The sequence below is a fragment of the Nonomuraea muscovyensis genome, assembly GCF_014207745.1.
Lineage (GTDB): Bacteria > Actinomycetota > Actinomycetes > Streptosporangiales > Streptosporangiaceae > Nonomuraea > Nonomuraea muscovyensis.
Map to the genome: position 1 here is coordinate 12,881 of NZ_JACHJB010000004.1, position 18,895 is coordinate 31,775.

General features: G+C 66.8%; 18 protein-coding genes, 1 tRNA gene and 1 pseudogene. 3 read left to right on the forward strand and 17 right to left on the reverse strand.

Annotation, left to right across the window (positions count from 1 at the left end; all coding sequences use genetic code 11):
• Positions 1 to 25: 25 nt before the first annotated feature.
• The 5 genes from FHU36_RS37960 to FHU36_RS37980 form a co-directional block, all read right to left on the reverse strand.
• Positions 26 to 1,426, reverse strand: coding sequence for an MFS transporter (locus tag FHU36_RS37960; protein WP_281394586.1), 1,401 nt, complete (start codon positions 1,424 to 1,426; stop codon positions 26 to 28).
• 158 nt (positions 1,427 to 1,584) lie between these two features.
• Positions 1,585 to 2,814, reverse strand: coding sequence for an ABC1 kinase family protein (locus FHU36_RS37965; protein WP_185088977.1), 1,230 nt, complete (start codon positions 2,812 to 2,814; stop codon positions 1,585 to 1,587).
• A 60-nt stretch (positions 2,815 to 2,874) separates the two neighbouring features.
• Positions 2,875 to 3,597 (reverse strand): hypothetical protein, encoded by a 723-nt coding sequence (locus FHU36_RS37970; RefSeq protein ID WP_185088978.1) that lies wholly within the window; start codon positions 3,595 to 3,597, stop codon positions 2,875 to 2,877.
• A gap of 20 nt (positions 3,598 to 3,617) precedes the next feature.
• The gene (locus tag FHU36_RS37975; RefSeq protein ID WP_185088979.1) at positions 3,618 to 4,349 is read right to left on the reverse strand and encodes a DUF6073 family protein; all 732 of its coding nucleotides are present in this window, start codon (positions 4,347 to 4,349) and stop codon (positions 3,618 to 3,620) included.
• A 52-nt stretch (positions 4,350 to 4,401) separates the two neighbouring features.
• On the reverse strand, positions 4,402 to 4,845 hold the full coding sequence (locus FHU36_RS37980; protein WP_185088980.1) for a hypothetical protein: 444 nt from the start codon (positions 4,843 to 4,845) through the stop codon (positions 4,402 to 4,404).
• Positions 4,846 to 5,098: 253 nt separating this feature from the next.
• Here FHU36_RS37980 and FHU36_RS37985 point away from each other — a divergent pair.
• Both FHU36_RS37985 and selB read left to right on the forward strand, forming a co-directional pair.
• Positions 5,099 to 5,191, forward strand: a tRNA-OTHER gene (locus FHU36_RS37985).
• Positions 5,192 to 5,232: 41 nt separating this feature from the next.
• The gene (gene selB, locus FHU36_RS37990; protein WP_185088981.1) at positions 5,233 to 7,002 is read left to right on the forward strand and encodes a selenocysteine-specific translation elongation factor; all 1,770 of its coding nucleotides are present in this window, start codon (positions 5,233 to 5,235) and stop codon (positions 7,000 to 7,002) included.
• Positions 7,003 to 7,095: 93 nt separating this feature from the next.
• On the opposite strand, the gene selA is transcribed toward selB, so the two are convergent.
• The 4 genes from selA to FHU36_RS38010 all read right to left on the reverse strand — a co-directional run bounded on the left by selA (position 7,096) and on the right by FHU36_RS38010 (position 11,168).
• Positions 7,096 to 8,442 (reverse strand): L-seryl-tRNA(Sec) selenium transferase, encoded by a 1,347-nt coding sequence (gene selA, locus FHU36_RS37995; RefSeq protein WP_185088982.1) that lies wholly within the window; start codon positions 8,440 to 8,442, stop codon positions 7,096 to 7,098.
• Positions 8,443 to 8,487: 45 nt separating this feature from the next.
• Positions 8,488 to 9,555 carry a selenide, water dikinase SelD gene (gene selD / locus FHU36_RS38000; protein WP_185088983.1) on the reverse strand — a complete coding sequence of 356 codons (1,068 nt, stop codon included), beginning with the start codon at positions 9,553 to 9,555 and terminating at the stop codon, positions 8,488 to 8,490.
• Positions 9,556 to 9,651: 96 nt separating this feature from the next.
• Positions 9,652 to 10,203 (reverse strand): carboxymuconolactone decarboxylase family protein, encoded by a 552-nt coding sequence (locus FHU36_RS38005; protein ID WP_185088984.1) that lies wholly within the window; start codon positions 10,201 to 10,203, stop codon positions 9,652 to 9,654.
• Between the two features lie 284 nt (positions 10,204 to 10,487).
• Positions 10,488 to 11,168 carry a winged helix-turn-helix transcriptional regulator gene (locus FHU36_RS38010; protein WP_185088985.1) on the reverse strand — a complete coding sequence of 227 codons (681 nt, stop codon included), beginning with the start codon at positions 11,166 to 11,168 and terminating at the stop codon, positions 10,488 to 10,490.
• A gap of 77 nt (positions 11,169 to 11,245) precedes the next feature.
• Here FHU36_RS38010 and FHU36_RS38015 point away from each other — a divergent pair, with 77 nt between their 5' ends.
• Positions 11,246 to 11,836, forward strand: a complete 591-nt coding sequence (locus tag FHU36_RS38015) for a carboxymuconolactone decarboxylase family protein (protein ID WP_185088986.1) — start codon at positions 11,246 to 11,248, stop codon at positions 11,834 to 11,836.
• Between the two features lie 4 nt (positions 11,837 to 11,840).
• Here FHU36_RS38015 and FHU36_RS38020 read toward each other — a convergent pair whose 3' ends face one another.
• From FHU36_RS38020 to FHU36_RS38055, 8 genes and pseudogenes are all read right to left on the reverse strand, one after another.
• On the reverse strand, positions 11,841 to 14,111 hold the full coding sequence (locus FHU36_RS38020) for an ATP-dependent Clp protease ATP-binding subunit (protein ID WP_246503216.1): 2,271 nt from the start codon (positions 14,109 to 14,111) through the stop codon (positions 11,841 to 11,843).
• A 214-nt stretch (positions 14,112 to 14,325) separates the two neighbouring features.
• Positions 14,326 to 14,580 (reverse strand): annotated as a pseudogene (locus FHU36_RS46995) (ArsR/SmtB family transcription factor); the annotation flags it as partial.
• 12 nt (positions 14,581 to 14,592) lie between these two features.
• Positions 14,593 to 14,943, reverse strand: coding sequence for a VOC family protein (locus tag FHU36_RS38030; RefSeq protein WP_185088988.1), 351 nt, complete (start codon positions 14,941 to 14,943; stop codon positions 14,593 to 14,595).
• Between the two features lie 133 nt (positions 14,944 to 15,076).
• Positions 15,077 to 16,525 (reverse strand): DHA2 family efflux MFS transporter permease subunit, encoded by a 1,449-nt coding sequence (locus FHU36_RS38035; RefSeq protein ID WP_281394612.1) that lies wholly within the window; start codon positions 16,523 to 16,525, stop codon positions 15,077 to 15,079.
• A gap of 368 nt (positions 16,526 to 16,893) precedes the next feature.
• Positions 16,894 to 17,040, reverse strand: a complete 147-nt coding sequence (locus FHU36_RS38040) for a hypothetical protein (RefSeq protein ID WP_185088990.1) — start codon at positions 17,038 to 17,040, stop codon at positions 16,894 to 16,896.
• Positions 17,037 to 17,234, reverse strand: a complete 198-nt coding sequence (locus FHU36_RS38045) for a hypothetical protein (RefSeq protein WP_185088991.1) — start codon at positions 17,232 to 17,234, stop codon at positions 17,037 to 17,039. The genes FHU36_RS38040 and FHU36_RS38045 overlap by 4 nt, the downstream gene beginning before the upstream one ends.
• Entirely contained in the window at positions 17,234 to 18,166 is a 933-nt protein-coding gene (locus tag FHU36_RS38050) for a hypothetical protein (RefSeq protein WP_185088992.1), read from the reverse strand. Before FHU36_RS38050 ends, FHU36_RS38045 begins: the two co-directional genes overlap by 1 nt.
• Positions 18,163 to 18,894 (reverse strand): NADPH-dependent F420 reductase, encoded by a 732-nt coding sequence (locus tag FHU36_RS38055; RefSeq protein ID WP_281394588.1) that lies wholly within the window; start codon positions 18,892 to 18,894, stop codon positions 18,163 to 18,165. The genes FHU36_RS38050 and FHU36_RS38055 overlap by 4 nt, the downstream gene beginning before the upstream one ends.
• Position 18,895: the final 1 nt, after the last annotated feature.

Below are 18,895 nucleotides of genomic sequence, written 5' to 3' on the forward strand. Positions count from 1 at the left end.
GACGGACGGCGAAAACAGATGCAGATCACGAGGTCACGGAGGTGACCGGGAGGACCTCAGGCTGGGCCGGTCGTGTTCTGAGCAGCAATCCGCTCACCGCGGCCACCAGCGCGATCCCCGCAAGAAGTCCCAGAGCGACTCCAGCCGGTGTGCCGGTCGGAGCTCCCCCGGGTGTGCCGGTCTGAAGGAGCGCCCCCGTGATCGCCACGCCGAGCAGTCCGGCTACCTGCCTGCCCGTGTTCAGCACGCCGGACGCCGCAGGGACAAGGGAGGGCGGGAGTTCGCTGACTGCCTCGACGCTGGCCGGCGCCATCACCAGTCCGACGCCGCATCCCACCACGCCCAACGGCAGGGCCAGCAGCGCGAGCGAAGCCGATTCGGCGGCCAGGACGGCGAAGCCGGCCACGCCGACACCCATCGCCAGCAGTCCGGCGATGATGACGAGCCGTCCTCCCGCCCGATCGGTGATCGCGCCTGCGAGCGGGGACACGAGGCCCGCTGTGACAGCCATGGGCAGGAAAACCAGAGCGGTGTCGATCGCACTGCCGCCGAGCGGCCCTCGCACATGGAGACTGACGACGAGCATGAGGCCGGACAGCACCAGGAACTGTGTGCAGGCCAGCCACCCGGCAAGGCTGAAAGAGCGCCGGCGGAACAAGGCGGTCGGCATCAACGGCGCCTTGTACCGCCGTTCCCACCAGACGAACAGCACAAGCAGCAGTACGCCGGCGACCGCGAACACGGAGCCGAACTCACTCCTGCCGATCAGCGAGTAGGTGATCGCCACGAGACCCGCGGTGGCCAGTGCCACGCCCGGCCAGTCGAGCGCCTGACGCGGTCCCGAGGGGGCATCGGGTACCCACAGGAGGGTCAGTACCAGGGCGACCACGCAGATGGGCACGTTGACCAGGAAGGCCCATCGCCAGCCCCAGGTGTTGACGACCAGGCCCCCTCCGACAGGGCCGATGATCGCCGCCAGTGCCATGGTCGCGCTGATGACTCCGAGAGCCATCCCGCGCCGCTCCTTCGGGAAGACCGTCGCGATGATGGTGAGGCTCTGCGGAACGATCAACGCGCCGCCGACGCCCTGCGCCAGTCTGGCGGCGATGAGCTGCGCCGACGACGAGGACAGGCCGCATGCCAGGGACGCCAGAGCGAAGACGACGAGGCCGGCCAGGAGAAGAACCTTCGGGCCGCGCAGGCCACCCAGACGACCGGCGGTGATCAGGAGCGCCGCATAGGTGAGCACGAAACCGTTGACGGCCCACAGCGCGTGATCCAGGTTGCCTCCGGCGACCCGGACCAGGTCCGGGACCATCACCTGCACGACTGTGGTGTCGACCATGACAACGAATGCCGTGAGACACAGCGTGGCGACGGAACCACTGATCGGTGGTGCTTGTCGCGGGAATTCTCGCGCGGACATGCCAAACGCTCCAAGCTGATCAGGACAGGCGAGGCCCAGGGCGAACCAATACCATGCATGCGAATTTACTTTAGAAATATATAGTCATATTCTATGGAGGCAATGGACCTGTCAAGCCCTCTCCGACCGGGATTCCGGCGCGTGACAAGGAACCTTCGTCACGTAACAGCGGCGTCTGTCAGGAGGAGGCCATGCATGACATGAGGAGCCGCCTCCAGCTGAAAGTCCATCAGCGGATGCAGCCGCCGTACCGCACCCTCGAGCGACAGCAGGCAGAGCAGCGGGAAGACGAACTCCGACTCTGCGAACAGGCGGTTTCTCCGCTGGAGGTCGAACAGTTCGACGGAGAAGGCAGCCAGTTCGAAATCCTTGGCGACCGCGCCGGTGCTCCGCGCCACCAGATCCGTCACATCCCGCCTGAACGCCGAGACGTCGGCACCTTTTTCGACGTGACGCACTGTCGACAACAAAATATCGGCACAAAATTCACCGTCGCCACGGATCATTCCGGCGAAGAACTGCGTGAATCTCGTCCGGGCCATGTCGCTCAACCGGAACATGAATCCGGCATCCAGGATGACGACGGTGCCGTCGGCCCGGAAATAGACGTTTCCCTGGTGCAGATCGACGTGGATGAATCCGTCGACGAAGAGCATGTGGTAGACCGCCCCTACCAGGCGCGACAATCCGGCCTCTTTCGTCTCGGCTGGAAGCTTGTCGGCTGCCGCGCGGTCGAGCCCGTGGACGTACTCCATCGCGATGACACCGCCCGATGACAACTCGTCCAGCACGGCGGGCACCACGATGTCAGGCAGGTCGGCGAGGTCGGTACGCAGCCGCCGGAGATGCTCGACTTCCCGCGAGAAGTCCAGCTGGGCGGCCAGCGACATTCCGACCTGATCAGCGATCTCCACCAGCGGCACCCGGCGCAACATCGGCAGCTTCGCGGCCGCCCTGGTGAGGAACGCCACGATGGCGATGTCAGCGGCGAAGCGCCGGGCCACGTCCGGACGCCGCACCTTCAGCGCCACGTCGGTCCCGTCGTGACATGCGCGGTAGACGCACGCGATGGAGCCGCTGGCCACGGGAGGAGTCCACACAGCGGCTTCGATGCCCGCCGGCACCGTCTCGAAGGCAGTGGTCACCGTGAGCAGAGCCTGCCGGGTGCTCATCGGCTTGACGTCGTCGTGCAACCTGCCCAGCGCGGCGGCCAGCTCGGCGCCGACCAGATCTACCCGGGTGGCCAGTAACTGCCCTGCTTTGAGGAACGCGCCGCCCAACCGCTCGATCATGCCGGCGATCTCCTGGGAGAGACGCGCCCGCCTGTCCTGTCGCCGAGCCGATACGGCCACGATCAGCAGACGGGGCACCGCTGAGGCGACCGTCACGCTCAGATGAAGCACTCGGCCACCGACCCGAGCGGCAGACGACAGGCCAGGCATGTGCGCTCACTCCTGTTCTTCACTCAGGTGCCGCTCCACCACCTCACGGAGCATCTCCGGTGGGGTGTCGAACCCTTCGGCAGGTACAGCCACGATTCCGCTGGTTCGAGAGAAATCGGTCCGATGGCCGCTTTCGACCCGGGCGACACGCACGCGGCGAGGTAGCCGGTCCTCCTCGGCGCTGCCCAGCTCCAAGGCGTCCCAGCGCCTGATCTGCTGTCCCCGATGGCTCACCACTCTCGTCACCACGAGCCCATGGCGGGGGGTGACGAGCTCTGTCACGTGGAGTCCCGACAATGACGACGACCCGGCATAGCACCGCTTCTCCGCCCTCGTGCGTCCATCGACGGGAGGGCACCCGTCGGCCCGGCTGGGCTGAAGAGCGGGATGGGGCCAGGCCATGAGGTCCAGATAGCCGATATCGGTCAGTGGCAGGCAGTCGAACATCAGCCGATCCACGACCTGGATCGGCTTCTTCATCGTCGGCAAATAGGTGTGGATCTGACATGAGGCCGAATCGAGACTCTCCTCAATCCAGACATAAGTTCCGAAGAGTACGTCGGGCTTCAGGACAAAGATCGCGGTGATCGCACTCGTGGCCCTGTCGGAGAACCGTCGCGCGAAGAGGTACCGCATGGGGTTGTGCCCGATCGTCGCTTCGACACCGAACGCATAGGAGTCGAGCCGGCCCGCGCGAAAGTTCGCACGGGCCGGCCCTTCAACGCGCACGCCACTCATCGTCTCGGTGCCTACGCCAGCAGTCTGGCGAGTTCGGCGGGCACCACCGCGCTGGTGATGGGAACGTGGTGCAGCAGGTTCCCGATCTCGATGTCGGCGGCGATCAACTCGCCGAGCTGACGGCCCTCGCTGTCATACAGCGGGTAGGACCTGGATGTACGCGACACGTCCCCGATCGGCGGGACCATCGCGACCCGCGACTCCAGACGGACCACCTGGTCGCCGGTGTCAACGGTCGTGCCGAGCTGCTCTACCTCGAACCGAGGATAGATCATGGTGATACAGTCCTTGATGGGCATCGTCGTCCCATCATCGGGCGCCGGACTCGGCTTGACCCGGGCCCCCTCCGACTTGCTGGGGGTGTTCGAGACCTTGACCTGGCCGAAGATCTCGCTGTGCCCCGTCACCTGGAGCGACAGGAACTGAGCGGTGATCGTCGAACTGGCCCAGTCCAGCTCGGTGGCGGAGTGCGGGTCGTGGCGACGGTAGATCGCCATACCGTGGAGGTCGACGATGTCCTCACCGAGGCCGTCGATGCGCACGTGGATGCGCTCGCGGACGATGAAGGTCTCAAGGGCCGACGGCGTCAGCGTGTAGGGGCGGATGGGGTACAGGTTCCCCGGCCCTCCCCACGCGGATGCGTGACCCTTCACAACCTCCGCCGGAGAGAGGGTGGCGGCGTCGATATCAGCCGCGACCCCCCTGTCGAGGAGTTGCTGAAGGATTCCGAATGGTTCGCTCACAGTTCAACCTTTCGAGTGAGAGCGATGGAGCGGGTTTGCCCGGCGTCACCCGTCAGTTGTCGAGTGACGCCATGAGAGCATCGAGCGAGTCGATGACGTGCGCGAAGTCGACTGTGCGCTCGCGGATCCGGGTCTTGTCGACCGTCTGGTCGCCAAGCTCGATCGCCAGCACCTCGATCAGACGATCGAGGTTGTTGTAGGCAACGCTCACCGGGAAGTGGGCGAGCGGTGTCTCGTGGTGAGGGTCAGCCGGGGGGCCGCCGGACTCGAGCCGGCCGGTGGAGCCGCTCTGCTGCCGCCAGGCCTGCTCCACGGTCAGGTCGTACTGGTGGAAGGTTCCGAGGTAGTGCGGCTTCCACAGGCGACGCAGCTCGTTGGCGCTGATCCTCCTCTCCAGGTAGTCCACGGCGACAGGGACGAACTGCTCTCGGTACTCCTTGAGCAGGGGGCCAACGTCGGGCGACGTCGTCGACAGCGCGCGGTCAGCGATGGTCATGCTTCTCTCCCAACCTGGGCAGCTGATCAGGACACCCGTCCGAGCAAGCTCAGAACGCTGAGCGTCGATATGCACAGTGGATCGCTTTAAATCCATATAGTCAAGAGCCCGATGCCCGATCAACCCAGTTCATCGTTCTGATGAACAAAACACCTTTTGAATAGCGACGTCGCGCCGGTAGAAGGTGAGGGTCCCGAGGATCGCACGTCCCGATCGGTTGACTTTGAGCTATAGATATCGTTAGTTAGTTAATGGAGGCGTTGGGTGCCTGGTGGCCCTCCCGGTCTACAAAACCGATGGGGCGGCGTTCACGTCGCCGGCGGGTTCGATTCCCGTTCGCCTCCGCTGGAGATCCTCGCTGGAACGCCCGAGCGATGGGAAGCACGCATGCACGTAGTCGCGACCGCTGGCCACGTGGATCACGGCAAGTCCACGCTCGTCCGGGCGCTCACGGGAATGGAGCCGGACCGGTGGGCCGAGGAGCGCCGGCGAGGGCTGACGATCGACCTGGGGTTCGCCTGGCGAACTCTTCCTTCCGGACGATCACTGGCCTTCGTCGACGTGCCCGGCCACGAGCGGTTCGTGACCAACATGCTGGCCGGTGTCGGCCCCGTGCCCGCGGTCATGATGGTGGTGGCCGCTGACGAAGGCTGGATGCCGCAGTCGGCCGAACACCTGGCTGTCATCGACGCGCTGGGCATGGCTCACGGGTTGCTCGTCGTCACGCGGTCGGACCGTGCGGACCCGTCCCTCGCCGTGGAGGAGGCGCGCTCCGAGCTCGCGGGGACCTGCTTGGGAGACATCGAAGCCGTCACCGTGAGCAGCACGACGGGCCAAGGCATCGACGACCTGGTGAAGGCCCTGGACAGGCTCGTTTCCGACCTTCCACCCGCGCAACCCGACGCGCCGGTCAGACTGTGGATCGACCGCGTGTTCACCGTCAAGGGCATGGGCACGGTCGTCACCGGCACCCTCCCCGACGGCAAGGTATCGGTGGGCGACGAGCTGGTGCTGAGCCCGTCAGGCCGCCGAGTACGGGTCCGCGGGCTGGAGTCCCTCAAGCGGAAGGTGACATCGGCCTCGGGCGTCTCCCGGGTGGCGCTCAACCTCAAGGGAACCGAGCTGTCGGACACCGTACGCGGGATGGCGCTCACCACTCCCGACCAGTGGACGGCCACGCGCTCACTGGACGTCCGATTGCGGGGGCTGACCAATGACGAGGTCGGCCGCGAGTGCATCCTCCACATCGGATCTGCCGCGGTGGCCGTCCGAGTCCGGCGTCTGGGCAAGGAGTTCGCCCGTCTGACCCTGGCGCAGGCCGCACCCTTTCATGTCGGTGATCGCGCGATCCTGCGGGACCCGGGCTCGCGCCGGATCGCGGGAGTGACGGTGCTCGACGTCCGGCCTCCGTCTCTCAGCGGACGAGGCGCCGCCGCGGCCGCCTGCCGGGAGCTCGCCTCATGGCCAGAGGCGCCGACCGGGCGCGAGCTCCTGCGCAGGCATCAGTACCTCAAGAAGTCCGACTTCGCCCTCATGGGACGTCAGGCCGAGGGGCACCATGCCGCCGGCGACTGGCTGGTCGACCCCGCCCGATGGGCAGTGCTCGGCGGGCAGCTCACGCGACTCGTCGGCGAGTACGCCGGGAAGAATCCCCTGGCTCCGTCCCTGCCCGTGGACATCGCCAAGCAGGCGCTCGGCCTTCCGGATCGACGCCTGGTGGAAGCGCTCGTGCAGCCTCCGATGCGGGTTGAGACGGGCCGGATTCACCGGCCGGCTGCCACGCCTCAGCTGCCTGAGGCGGTGGCCGCCGCGGTACGTCGACTCGAAGACGAGCTCGCCACGGCCCCCTTCCGCGCTCCCGACACGGCACGGCTGGTTGAGCTCGGCCTGACCTCGAAGGCAGTCATCGCTGCCGCCCGTGTCGGCGCCCTGCTCAGACTGGCCGAAGGCGTCGTGTTGCCGCTGGGCGCCGAGCAGGCGGCTGTCGAGATTCTCAGCACCCTGCCCCAGCCATTCACGGCGAGCGAGGCCAGAAGCGCGCTCGACACCACTCGTAGAGTGGCGATCCCTCTGCTGGAGTACCTCGACGACAAGGGACACACCGTGCGCGTGGATTCCACGACGCGGCGAGTCAGGCTCAGGACCGGCAAGCCATAGGAGTCGATCTCTCGGCCGCACGCCTGAGGGTGACGCGCGGAGCCGGCCAACACCTGGCCGCGCCATCGTCCGTCCAGGAAGACCCAGGAAGACTCAGCACATCGTCTTGAGCAAGCTCGTCGTGACCTGTGCGTCCTGACCAGGTGGCACCGTACGCAGATCGACGATCACCCGCCCCCGCTCAGCGCGCACGATCACGGGTGGATCGCAGGCTCGGAGTCGGCTCACCATCGCGGTCTCGGTCACCGCGTGCGGCTTGATCTCCACGACGATCGTGGGCAGCCGCTCCGCCGGCATGCTGCCGCCGCCCACCATGCCGGTCCCCTCCCGTACCGACGCCTGAGGACCGAGCTCGTGCGCCAGCCGATCGGCGCGCCCTCTCAACTCCTCCAGCGGGATGCCGAGCATGCGTAGCACGGGAAGATCCTGCTGACGCCCCGACAGGTGCGCCAGGAGCGTCGCCTCCAGCGCGGCGAGCGTCACCTTGTCGATGCGGACCGCGCGCGCGATGGGATGACGGGCGAGCTTCTGTACGAGGATCGCGTCGCCGACGATGATCCCGGCCTGTGGCCCGCCGAAGAGCTTGTCGCCGGAGAAGACGGCGAGGTCCGCCCCCGCCTTGAGGCTCTCCTCAAGGGTGGGCTCATCCCCCATGCGACCGCGGAGAAGGCCGGAGCCGATGTCGTGGAGGAGGGGGACGCCGGCCTCGCGTGCCACCGCGACGAGGTCGGATACGGCTGGCTGAGCGGTGAAGCCCTCGATACGGTAGTTGGAGGGATGTACCACCATGAGCATGGCGGTGCGCTCATTGATGGCATCGACGTAGTCGCAGAGATGGGTCCGGTTGGTCGATCCGACCTCGACCAGGCGCGCTCCTGCCGCCTCCATGATGGCGGGGATCCGGAACTCGCCCCCGATCTCGACCAGCTCTCCCCTGGAGACGATCACCTCGCGGTCGCGGGCGAACGCGCCGAGGGCGAGGAAGAGCGCGGCGGCCGCGTTGTTGACCGCCATCCCACCGGCGGCTCCGGTCAGCTCTCTCAGCAGGGCGTTGGCCGTGCTTCCCCGCTTGCCGCGCCCGCCGGTCCGCAGATCGAACTCCACGGTCGAGTAGCCGGCGGCGGCGAGCATGGCTTCGCGAGCGGCCTCCGACAGCGGCGCGCGGCCGAGGTTCGTGTGCAGGACGACCCCGGTGGCGTTGATGACCTCCTGGACCCGGCCGACCGTGAGCAGCTCAACGGTCCGCGTGACCGCGGCCGCTATGTCGTCCAACGGCGGCAGCGGCACTCCGTCGAGGACGGCCTGGCGGGCGTCCTCCAGCGCGCGTCGCGCCATCTCGGTGAGGAGGGGCCTTCCCCAGGTGCGCATCTGCTCGGTGATCTGTGGGTGAGCAAGGACGGTGTCCATCTTGGGCAGGGCTCGTCGCGGGTCTCCGCTCATGACCTTCGCCTCCAGGAAGAGAACAACGTCCTGCTGTACTGGTCGTCACACGCCCGCGCGGACATTGATCCGGCCGGGGGTGCCAGGGATGACCTGGCCGATCACCGCTGCGGCGATGCCATGCCCTCGCAGCCGCTCCACGAGATCGCTCGACGGGCTCGGCACCGACATCAGCAGGCCGCCGGAGGTCTGCGCGTCATGCAGGAGGATCGCCACCTCTTCGTCGACCGCGACGCTGATCTGGACCCAGTCCTGAAGGAAGTCCACGTTGGCGCGCGTGCCGCCGGGCACGTAGCCCTTGGCGGCGAGCTCGCGCGCGTCCGGGAGGAGCGGTACGCGGTCCGCGTCCAGGTCCGCCGCGACGCCACTGGCCTTGAGCATCCTGCGTAGATGGCCGAGGAGGCCGAATCCGGTCACGTCGGTCGCCGCGCGCACTCCCATCGAGACGGCCACCTCGCCGGCCGCCTCGTTCAGTGCGACCATGGACGCGACCGCCTCTTCGACTGTCATCCGGTCTACGGCACCCTGTTTGAGCGCGGTGACCACCACGCCTGTCCCCAGCGGCTTGGTAAGAACCAGGTCGTCGCCCACCCTGGCTCGGTCGATGGTCAGCAGGCGCGATGGATCGGCCAGGCCGAGAACTGCCATGCCGTACTTGGGAACGGGATCGCTGATGGTGTGGCCGCCGACGACCGCGCAGCCACCGGTCGCGGCCGTCGCGGCGGCGCCTTTCATCACGTCGGCGAGCATGCTCAGCGGAAGTTCGTCACCCGGCCATGCCGCCAGGTTGAGTGCGACGAGTGGTCGGCCTCCCATGGCGTAGACATCGGAGAGTGCGTTCGCCGCGGCGATCCGGCCCCAGTCATAGGGGTCATCGACGATCGGGGTGAAGAAGTCGGTGGTGAGGATGAGGGCCTGACCCGAGTCGAGCTGGATGACTGCCGCGTCGTCGCCTTCCGCCAGACCCACGATCATTTCGGGGCCTGAAGTGTCGCTGAGCGCTCCAAAACCGTTCATGAGCTGTTCGAGGGAGGACTGAGGGAGCTTGCAGGCGCAGCCCGCGCCCGGCGACAGCGTGGTGAGACGGACAGCAGGCGGGGTGGTTTCGCTCATGACAGCCCTTTCCGGATGAGCGTCGAAAGGCTGGACGGTGAGCGGCCGCCACGGCTGGCGCATTCGCGTGCCGGGCGGCCGCCGTCTGACGGGCCTCTAGTGGCCGGTCGCGCACATCCGGTATCCGTCGTTGATGATCATCTGCGCCATCCCGACGTAGGCGGCGGGGTCGTCGGGGACGATGGCCGCCAGGCCGTCGCAGTAGCGGTTGAACATGCAGAACGCCGCGGCGATGAGCACCGTGTCGTGAATCTCGGTGTCCGTCGCCCCGGCCTGGCGAGCGGCGTCGACCATGGGGCTGGTCACCTCGTGGCCACCTCGCGTGGTGGCGCCGGCGATCGTGATGAGCGCCTTGAGCTTGGCCGAGATCGGAGCGCTGTCGAGGTCGTCGATCACCTTGTCGACCAGCGCCCTGCCGCCGCTGATCTGGGCTGCGCTGACCTCGGAGTGAGTCGAGCTGCAGAACCTGCACTGGTTCAGCACCGAGACGTAGGCCGCGATGAGCTCGCGGTCACCTCGGCTCAGCGAATGGGGATTGCGGAGGAGCACTTCAGCGAGTTCGCCCAGGGGCCGACCGGTCTCGGGGCGGTACTGGAACAGACCCGGCGTGCCAGGAGCGAGCTCAGGGGACATGGCGATATGCGGCATGGTCTCTCCTCTGGAGACAGGTGCACGGCACCCATGGAGCCGCCGCGGCAGGCCGTCACAAAGGCGATTTCTCACGGCCCGCGAGCGCGGGGCGAAGCTCTACCAACTCCTCAAAGTAGACAACTTTAGAGATATATAGTCAAGCATTGCAATCGAGACAAGATGCTCCTTCAATGAAGGCGCGCGCTCACGCCGACAGAGAGGGAAGTGCTGTGCGCTCGACTACTCGGAGCGGCCGCCTCTCAAAGCGGTATCGGCTGCGGAAAGCGATAGCCGCAGGGTGTTCAGCGCGTGGAAGAGGCCATGGGAGCCGCCGTCGCGGGCATGAGGCCGAGAAGCACGCTGGACCTGATCACCGCATCGGTCTCACCCACGAGCGACAGCCTGCCCGAGGCCAGCGCTTCGAAGGGGCTCAGGCGTTTGGCGCCGATCTCCACGAACGTCTTCGCGTCCGTGCGGGCCACCACGCCGGCCTGGCCTGCGTACGGGCCCTCCACAGCCCGCGGAACCCGCCCCTCGATCGCGATGTGGAAGACGACGTCATCGACGTGGAACTGGTAGGCCTCGTCGACGTCAGGTGCCAGCTCAGGGTCGATCATGGCCTGCACCGCGAGGAATCCCCAGTGCGGGCGCACCTCCAGGCCCTCGTCGGGTGCGCCGAGGAACGACATGCCCCAGCGAGCCAGCATGAGGACGGGCTCCCGGAGCCGCTGCCCGAGCTCGGTGAGCTCATAGCCATGTTCCCGCGACTCGGGCTTGATGATCACGCCCAGCTCGACCAGGTTCTTGAGTCGCTCGGCGAGCAGGTTGGTGCCGATCCCCGGGAGCTCGGCGAGGAGCTCCCCGTAGCGGCGGGGGCCGAGAAGCAGCTCGCGAACAATGAGGAGAGTCCACCGCTCGCCCACGACGTCCAGGGCCGACGCAAGGCCGCAGTACTGGCCGTAGTTTCGTCGCGAGTGACCCATGGTGATCTCCTTACCGCGTATCGTACTTTAATTATACATAGAACTTTGCAAGAGCGCTCAACCTTTCGGGAGCTGAAATGAGCACAGACGGTGAAAGCGTTCGACTGCCGGTGATGAACGAGAGCCAGGCTGTCGGCGCCACGGCAGAGCTCTATGCGGAGATGCGTGCGCACTTCGGTTTCGGGCTGGTGCCTGATGTGTTCAAGCTGGTCAGCACGCGCCCCGAGTTCCTCAAGGTCTTCTGGGACGGTTACCGCTCGATCTTCTCGGCCGGACTGCTTGATCGTGAGATCAAGGAGCTGATCGCGGCGTTCGTCGCTCGCGAGGTGTCGTGCGGCTACTGCGTCGACGCTCACGTCCTCTTCCTGCACCTGGTGAGCGCCGACCCGCGCCTGGAGGAGAGCCTGCGCGTCACCGAGATCGACGACATGCCGCTACCCGAGTCCACACGAGTACTCCTCCATCTGGCCGGAGCGATCACGCACCAGGCCTACCGGATCACCGATGACGATTTCGAGCAGGCCAGACAGCTCGGATGGAATGATGCTCAACTGCTGGAGGCGGTGTGGACCGCGTGCCAGTTCAACTGGGTCGCACGCATGGTCAACGCGGCCGGGCTGTCGTCGTTGGGACAGTTGGCCGACCAGGAGGCGAGCAACACCGCGTGAATCGCTAGGTGATGCTGAAGGCGAGCGTGGAGCCTCCTTCGACTCCCACGGTCACCCTGTGACGGGAGCGTAGCCGCCCGTTCAGCAGCGCCGTCGACAGCACGTCGTCGAGTTCCCGCTGCACGATCCGTCGGAGGGGGCGTGCGCCCAGGGCCGGGTCATGGCACATCGCGAACAGCAGATGCTTCGCCTCAGCCGATATCTCGAGCATCGCCCCCGTGCCGTCCAGGAGCCTCTGGGCGACCCCGGCTATGGCCAGATCCATGATGGCCATCAGTTGGGCTCTTCCGAGCCGGGAGAAGACGACGACCTCGTCCACGCGGTTGAGGAGCTCCGGCCGCAGATGCCGCCGAAGTTCGGCATGGACGGCCTCATGCGTGCGCTGGGCCGGCAAGCCGTCTTCGAGGTCGTCATCAGGACCGAAGCCGGAGACGCCGTAGGCCTCTCTGGTCCCGATATTGGTGGTCATGATGACCACCGCACTCGTGAAGGTCACTGTGCGGCCATCCCCCGAGGTGAGCTGCCCCTCTTCGAGGATCTGCAGCAGAACGTCGGCCACGGACGGATGAGCCTTCTCGATCTCATCGAAGAGAACCACGCTGAAGGGGTTCTCTCGAACGTGGCGAGTCAGCCGGCCCCCTTCGTCATAGCCCGCGTAGCCAGGGGGCGCGCCGAAGAGCTTGGAGACGGCGTGGCTTTCGCCGTACTCGCTCATGTCGATCTGGACGAGGGCTTCGTCCTGGCCGAAGAGGAAGGCTGCGAGGGCCTTGGCGAGCTCTGACTTGCCCACGCCCGAGGGCCCGGCGAACAGGAACGACCCGACCGGGCGATCCGGGTCCGCGACGCCCGCCCGTGCTCGGCGTATGGCGCCGCCGACCGCCGCGAGGGCGGAGTCCTGACCGATCACCCGCTTGCGCAGCTCCGCTTCGAGACCCCGCAGACGGGTCAGCTCCTCCACGGTGAGCCGTTCGAGGGGGATCCCCGTCGCGGCTGCGACGACCTCGACCACCAGCTCCTCTGTCACCTGCTGGGGCGTCGGCGGCGCGGTCGATCCCGCCAGCGCGCGGATCCGCGCGAGAGCACCGGCCTCGTCGATGGCATCTATGGCCTTGTCCGGGAGGGAACGTCCTGTGACGTGCCGGTCAGTCAATCGGGCGGCGGCCACCAACGACTCGTCAGTGAACGTGACTCCATGGTGTGACTCGTAACGCGGACGCAGCTCTTTGAGGATCTTGATGGTGCCGGCCACGGTCGGAGGCTCGACGGAAAGTGGTTGGAATCTCCGCTCCAAGGTCGCGTCGCGCGCTATGTGGGTGCGGTACTCCTCGGGGGTGGTGGCGCCGATGATGCGCAGTTCGCCTCGCGCCAGCATCGGCTTGACCAGGGCGGCCGCGTCGAGCCCACCTGTCTCGTCCCCGGCGCCGACAAGGGTGTGCAACTCGTCGACGAAGAGCAGGACTCCGCCGTCGTCACTCGCCTCGTGCAGGACGGTCCGGAAGCGTTCCTCGAATACCCCACGCCGGCTCGCGCCTGCGATCATCGAGCCGAGATCCAGCTCGTACAGCCTCTTGTCGCGCAGTTCCTCGGGCACCTGCCCGCTGACCATGCGGCAGGCCAGCGCCTCGACCAGCGCCGTCTTTCCGACCCCCGGCTCACCCAGCAGAACAGGGTTGTTCTTCCTGCGCCGCAAGAGGATCTGGACGAGGCGCTCGAGCTCCGCTTCCCTGTCGACCACAGGGTCGAGCTCTCCCGCTCGCGCGGCGTCTGTGAGACTCCGTCCGAATCGTCGGAGCAGGAGATCCGCCGAACGGACCGGGCCCGCGGCCACCCTGATCGGCTGCGGCACCTGGTCGAGCTTCTCCAGGACCCGCTCTCTGAGTCGCGCGGGATCGGCGCCCAGACTCTTCAGGACGAGGAGTCCCGCGTCCTCGTCGTCGCCGAGCATGCCCAGAAGGAGATGCTCGGTGTCGATGTCGTCCTGCCCGAGGCGGGTGGCCTCGGTCGACGAACGCTTCAGGAGACCGATGGCCTGTTCACTCAGCGGTAGACGCCCGGCGGAGAACACCTGTCCTCTGCCGACGATCTTCTCCACCTGCTCGTGGACCGAGTCGAGGTCGATCTCGAGCTCCGTGAGCAGCGCTCCGGCGATCCCGCCGGCCTGGACCAGACCGAGCAGGATGTGTTCGGTCCTGATGGTGTTGTGATTGCACATCCTGGCTTCCTCTTCCGCCAGGACGAGCACCTTCCGCGCACGGGGGCCGAGCCGGTCCACCATCTCCGCTCCTCGCTCGGACCCCGGCGGGGCGAAGGCCGGGGTCCGGACTACACGGGCCGGTGCGGGCTTCCGCCCCGCCCTCGCCGTCCGTCATCGCGGACGCCGGCGACTTCTGCGAGCGACCTTTTTTGGGAGATCGGTCCTCCGCGGCCTCCCTGGCCAGATCGAAGCCCGCTCGCCACATGTCTTCGACGAACTCGCGAAGCTTTGCGAGCGTCACCGGACTGGCTCGGTAGAGCCGCCTGGTGCCTTCTCTGCGCTCTGTGATGAGACCGGCTTCTCTCAGGACCTTCAGATGTTGCGACACCGCCGGCCGGGTGACCTCGAAATGCTCGGCGATCTGCCCGGCCGGCAGTTCGGTGGATGCGATGAGGTGGAGGATCGCGCGCCGCGTGGGCTCTGCGATCGCCCGGAGGACGACGTCGAGTTCTTCGGCCGTCGACTCTTCTCGCATCTCACCGGGATGCATGTCGCAGGCGTCTCAGCGCTGCCACAGCCCGACCTGGAGGCCGTCCGGGTCCTTGAAGGTGGCCATGACGCCGATTCCAGGGATGTCGTAGGGGGGCGTGAGGCGCTCACCGCCCTGGGCTTCGATCTGCTTGAGAGTCGCCTCTGCGTCATCGACGACGATGTACATCACGAGAGCGGCCTTGCCGCTTTCGTCGGCCTGGCCGATCCCACCGGGGATGCCCTCACCGGCACCGGTGTCGACCATGCCGTAGTTCATCTGCGGATCGACGTCGATCTTCCAGCCGAAGATGTCGGAGTAGAACGCGCGGGACTTGGCGGCGTCCTTGGAAGTGAGGTCGAACCAAGCGATCGGCTTACCCATGATCTTTCCTTTCGTCATGTCGCGTTGAGTTGGCGGTGCGAGTCGGAGCAGTGAGCCCTCCCGGCGATCGGGGTGGAGTGCCCGGGACCTTCCCCTCTCCCGGGCCCGCGGACAGCGGCTGATGCAGGAGAGGTCAGGGGGCGGCCGGGCCGGGCTGCATGTCGGGTGCCATGGACGCGCCTGATGGCTGGTCCGCCGGCCGACGGATGATCAGTGCGGCCAGCACACCGGCGAAGGTGATCACGCTGAGCGCGATCGTGGCCGGGGTGAAGCCGGAGATGAATCGCTCGGCCGTGCCGTAGCCGCCCTGGGCGGTGAAGATCGCAGCCACGGCCGCCACGCCGAAGACCGCCCCGACCTGCCGGATGGTGTTGCTGACGCCGGCGGCCATGCCCACTTCCATGGGGCTGACCGACCGCATGACTGCCGAGGCGACGGTCGGGAAGGCGATCGCGACGCCGACACCGGCGAGCAGCAGAGGGATGATCATCGGGCCGTAGCCCATCCCTGCGGAGGCCATCAGCGCGATCGCCAGGAAACCGATCCCGTGCAGCAGCAAGCCGACGATCACCAGGGGTCGCTCCCCCATGCTGTCGGCCATCTTGCCCGCGATCGGCGAGATGAAGAGGGCGAGTCCGACCCAGGGCAGGAGCCTGATGCCGACTCCCAACGGGTCGTTGCCCTCGGCGAGTTGCAGGTACTGGGCGAAGACGAAGCCGTTGCCGTAGAGAGCCGCCGCGAGGACGAAGCTCGTCAGGCAACCACCGGTGAAGCTGAGGTTGCGGAACATACCCACTGGCATCATCGGGCTCCTGGCTCGGGTTTCCCAGACCACGAACAGCACCAGGGCGAGTGCGCCGCCGATGAACCCGGCGAGCACAGTGGGCGAGGTCCAGCCCGCCTCGCCGCCGCGTATCAGCGATTGGGCGATGCCGAAGACACCGATGGTGGACAGCAGCAGGCCCAGCAGATCGATCCCGCGCACGGACCCGCGCGTCTCCGCGATCTTCACCATGCTGAGCGCGACGAGGACGATTCCCACGGGAACGTTGAGCCAGAAGATCCACTGCCAGGCGAATCCTTGGATGATCAGGCCACCGACCAGCGGTCCCGCCGCCACGGCCACACCCGAGATGGCGCCCCATACCCCGAAGGCCGCTCCCCGTTCCTGCGGTGGCGTGGCGTCGGTGATGACGGCGAGGGCCAGGGCGATCGCGATACCACCGCCGACACCCTGGAGACCGCGCGCGGCGATCAGGGTCTCTATCGATGTGCTCATCGCGCAGAAGGCAGAGCTGAGGGTGAAGAGCAAGATGCCGATCACGAACAGCTTCCTGCGGCCGAAGCGGTCACCGAGGGCGGCACCCGTGAGGATGAATGCGGCGAAGCCCAGCTCATAGGCGTTCACCGTCCAGCCGAGACCTGCCACCCCCGCCCCCAGTTGCTCGTGAAGGGTGGGAAGGGCGGTCGTCACGACGAGCACGTCGAGCCCGACCATGAAGGAGGCGAACGACGCGAGGACGAGGGTCCATCGCTGCCGTGCCCGTGAGAACCCCTGTGAGGAACTATCACTGACAGTCATGGCTACTCCCAACCAGACAGATTGGCAGGACGGGCAGCGCCCCCGCTCCGCAGACCTGATCGTCCACAGGTCGCTGCATGCTTTTAAACGTTAGCGATGCCTTCCGAAAGCGTCAACTGTCACTTGGTGGGACCATAGGGGACCCCAACGATTCGAAACGTGCCCAGAGGTCGCCCACCCTGGCCGTCGCCGGCACTTGTAGCTATCGCAACGATCCCCTATTTACTATATTTTTTAAAAGTATTCCACGGGAGTTACGAGGAACAGCCTCCAGCCGTTCCGGCGGATCCGCTCGAACGCGCAAGCTCGTACGCTATAGGGAACTCAACCCGCAGCCGCGGTGCCCGGGGCGCTGAGCCGTCATGACCTCAGCGGAACGCGTCGATCACTTCGGCCCAGAGCTCCAAGGGCCGCGTATCCGTCAGAACTGCGAGGCGGATCATCATCTCGCCCACCCCGGCATCAGCCAGATCGCGGCAGCGACCGATGTGGTCGGCGACCGTGCCGGCGTTCACGGACTCCGCGAAGCGCGCGGCACCCTGCCTCCGCGGTCGAAGCCGGTCGACCAGGCCTGCCACGTGCTGGCCTCGGGGACGTCGAGCACCTTCCCCTGGAACGGCTTGGTGCCGGGCCCCCACAAGATCGGGAGAAGGCACAAGGCGTCCTCGAGGAGGTCATAGCGTTCGGGAACGGAGGGGATGATCGTCATCAGGAGTACCAGGGGATGATCGGGTACCAGATGACTCCGGTACGAGCGAGGAGCCTGACATCCCAGTAGAGGAACGTGAAGACGCCAGCCACGAGGAGCGCGGAGGCGGTGACCAGTGCGACGCGACCCGGCTTGGCAGCCATCCAGCGCTGCACCCTGCCGCCTGCCACGACCGCCAGAAGGAGGAAGAGGATCGAGAGGATGACGATGTTCCCGAGCGACTGCATCACGAACGACACCGCGCCGTAGAACGGGTTGTGGCTGTCGGCGACGTCTCGGAACAGGTGCCGGTAGAGACCGAACGGCCTTCCGATGAGGAATGCCCCGATCAGCACTCCCATGAGAACGGATCTCGCGTGCGGGTGACGTCGCGAGATGTTCTCCATGGGATCTTTCACCAGCCCCATCGCCGCCAGCCCCAGGTAGCACAGGACCAGCCCGATCACGCCGAAGACCACCATCGACTGGATGAGGCGTGGGGACAGACCCGAGGTGACCGTGGCTGTCGAGTACTGCGGCATGGAGGTGCCGAACAGGGCGGCGATCACGCCGTAGCCGGCCGAGACCGCGGCCATCCCCGCCACGAGCCAGGCCAGCGGCGGCAGAGCCTGCAGAATCCGGCCCTTCACTGACCGCTTCTGGCCCAGGAGCGGGGCGACGGCTCCCAGCGCCGCGATGTTGCAGGCGGTGAAGGTGCCGCCAAGGCCACTGGCGAAGGCGAAGAGAACACCTGACATGATGCCCGCGATGGGAGCGTCGGTCTCGTGGCCGATGATCGCGCTGGTGACGCCATCGCCTATCACCCGGTCGACGAAGGGCGCCGACCAGAGGATGGTCAGCACGAACCCTGCCAGAATGCTGAGGCTGATCGCCAGCCCACGCCGTGCTGGAACAGCCGGTGCGATGGTGGGGCCGGTTTCCGTGCTTGTCACTGTCCCTGCTCCTTTCCGAATGTGTAGCGGTCAGCCGGGACGATGGCCGCTCGTCCGGCATGGGTACGGTCGACCTGATCGAGGCGGAGGAGACGGAATCCGACCGCGTCTCCCAGCCCTTCTTCGCTCCCCAATCTGCGCAGCAGCTCGGCCAACCCCTCGATCCATCTGCTGTTGTGCAAGGGACCTGCATCCGCCACGTCGAGTCCGAGCCGGAGCAGGACGTACGTCACACATCGCTTCGCGGCGAGATCGTCACCGGCGATGGGGACCGTCGGCGCCGGCCCGCCATGGGCGAGCATCCGCAGCCTTCGAGCCGAGACGCAGTTCAGCGCCTTGACGATGGAACTCTTGGGAAAGTGCTCGGCGAGCATCTCCGCCGCCGAGTCGTGCGCCGAGCCGCTGAGGTCGGCCGGCGCGGGGTTGGAGAGGTCTACCACGACCTTGCCGGCGAGGTGCTCGTGGATCCGTGGAGCGATCTCCCGCCGGCTCACGTCGAGGCTGGTCGCCAGAATGACCAGTTGCGCTTCGAGCGCGACCGTCTCCAGGGGGGCCGCGATGGCACCGGGAACGGTCGAGGCGAGGCGTTCTGCCGTCCGTCTCCTTCCTCCCGCCAGATGGACGGGTAGACCGCCATGGCCCAGGAGCTCGGCCACCGCTGTTCCCATGGCGCCGCACCCCACCACCCCTAATCTGGGGGCATGCGATCGCCGGGCATGTTCTGCCATG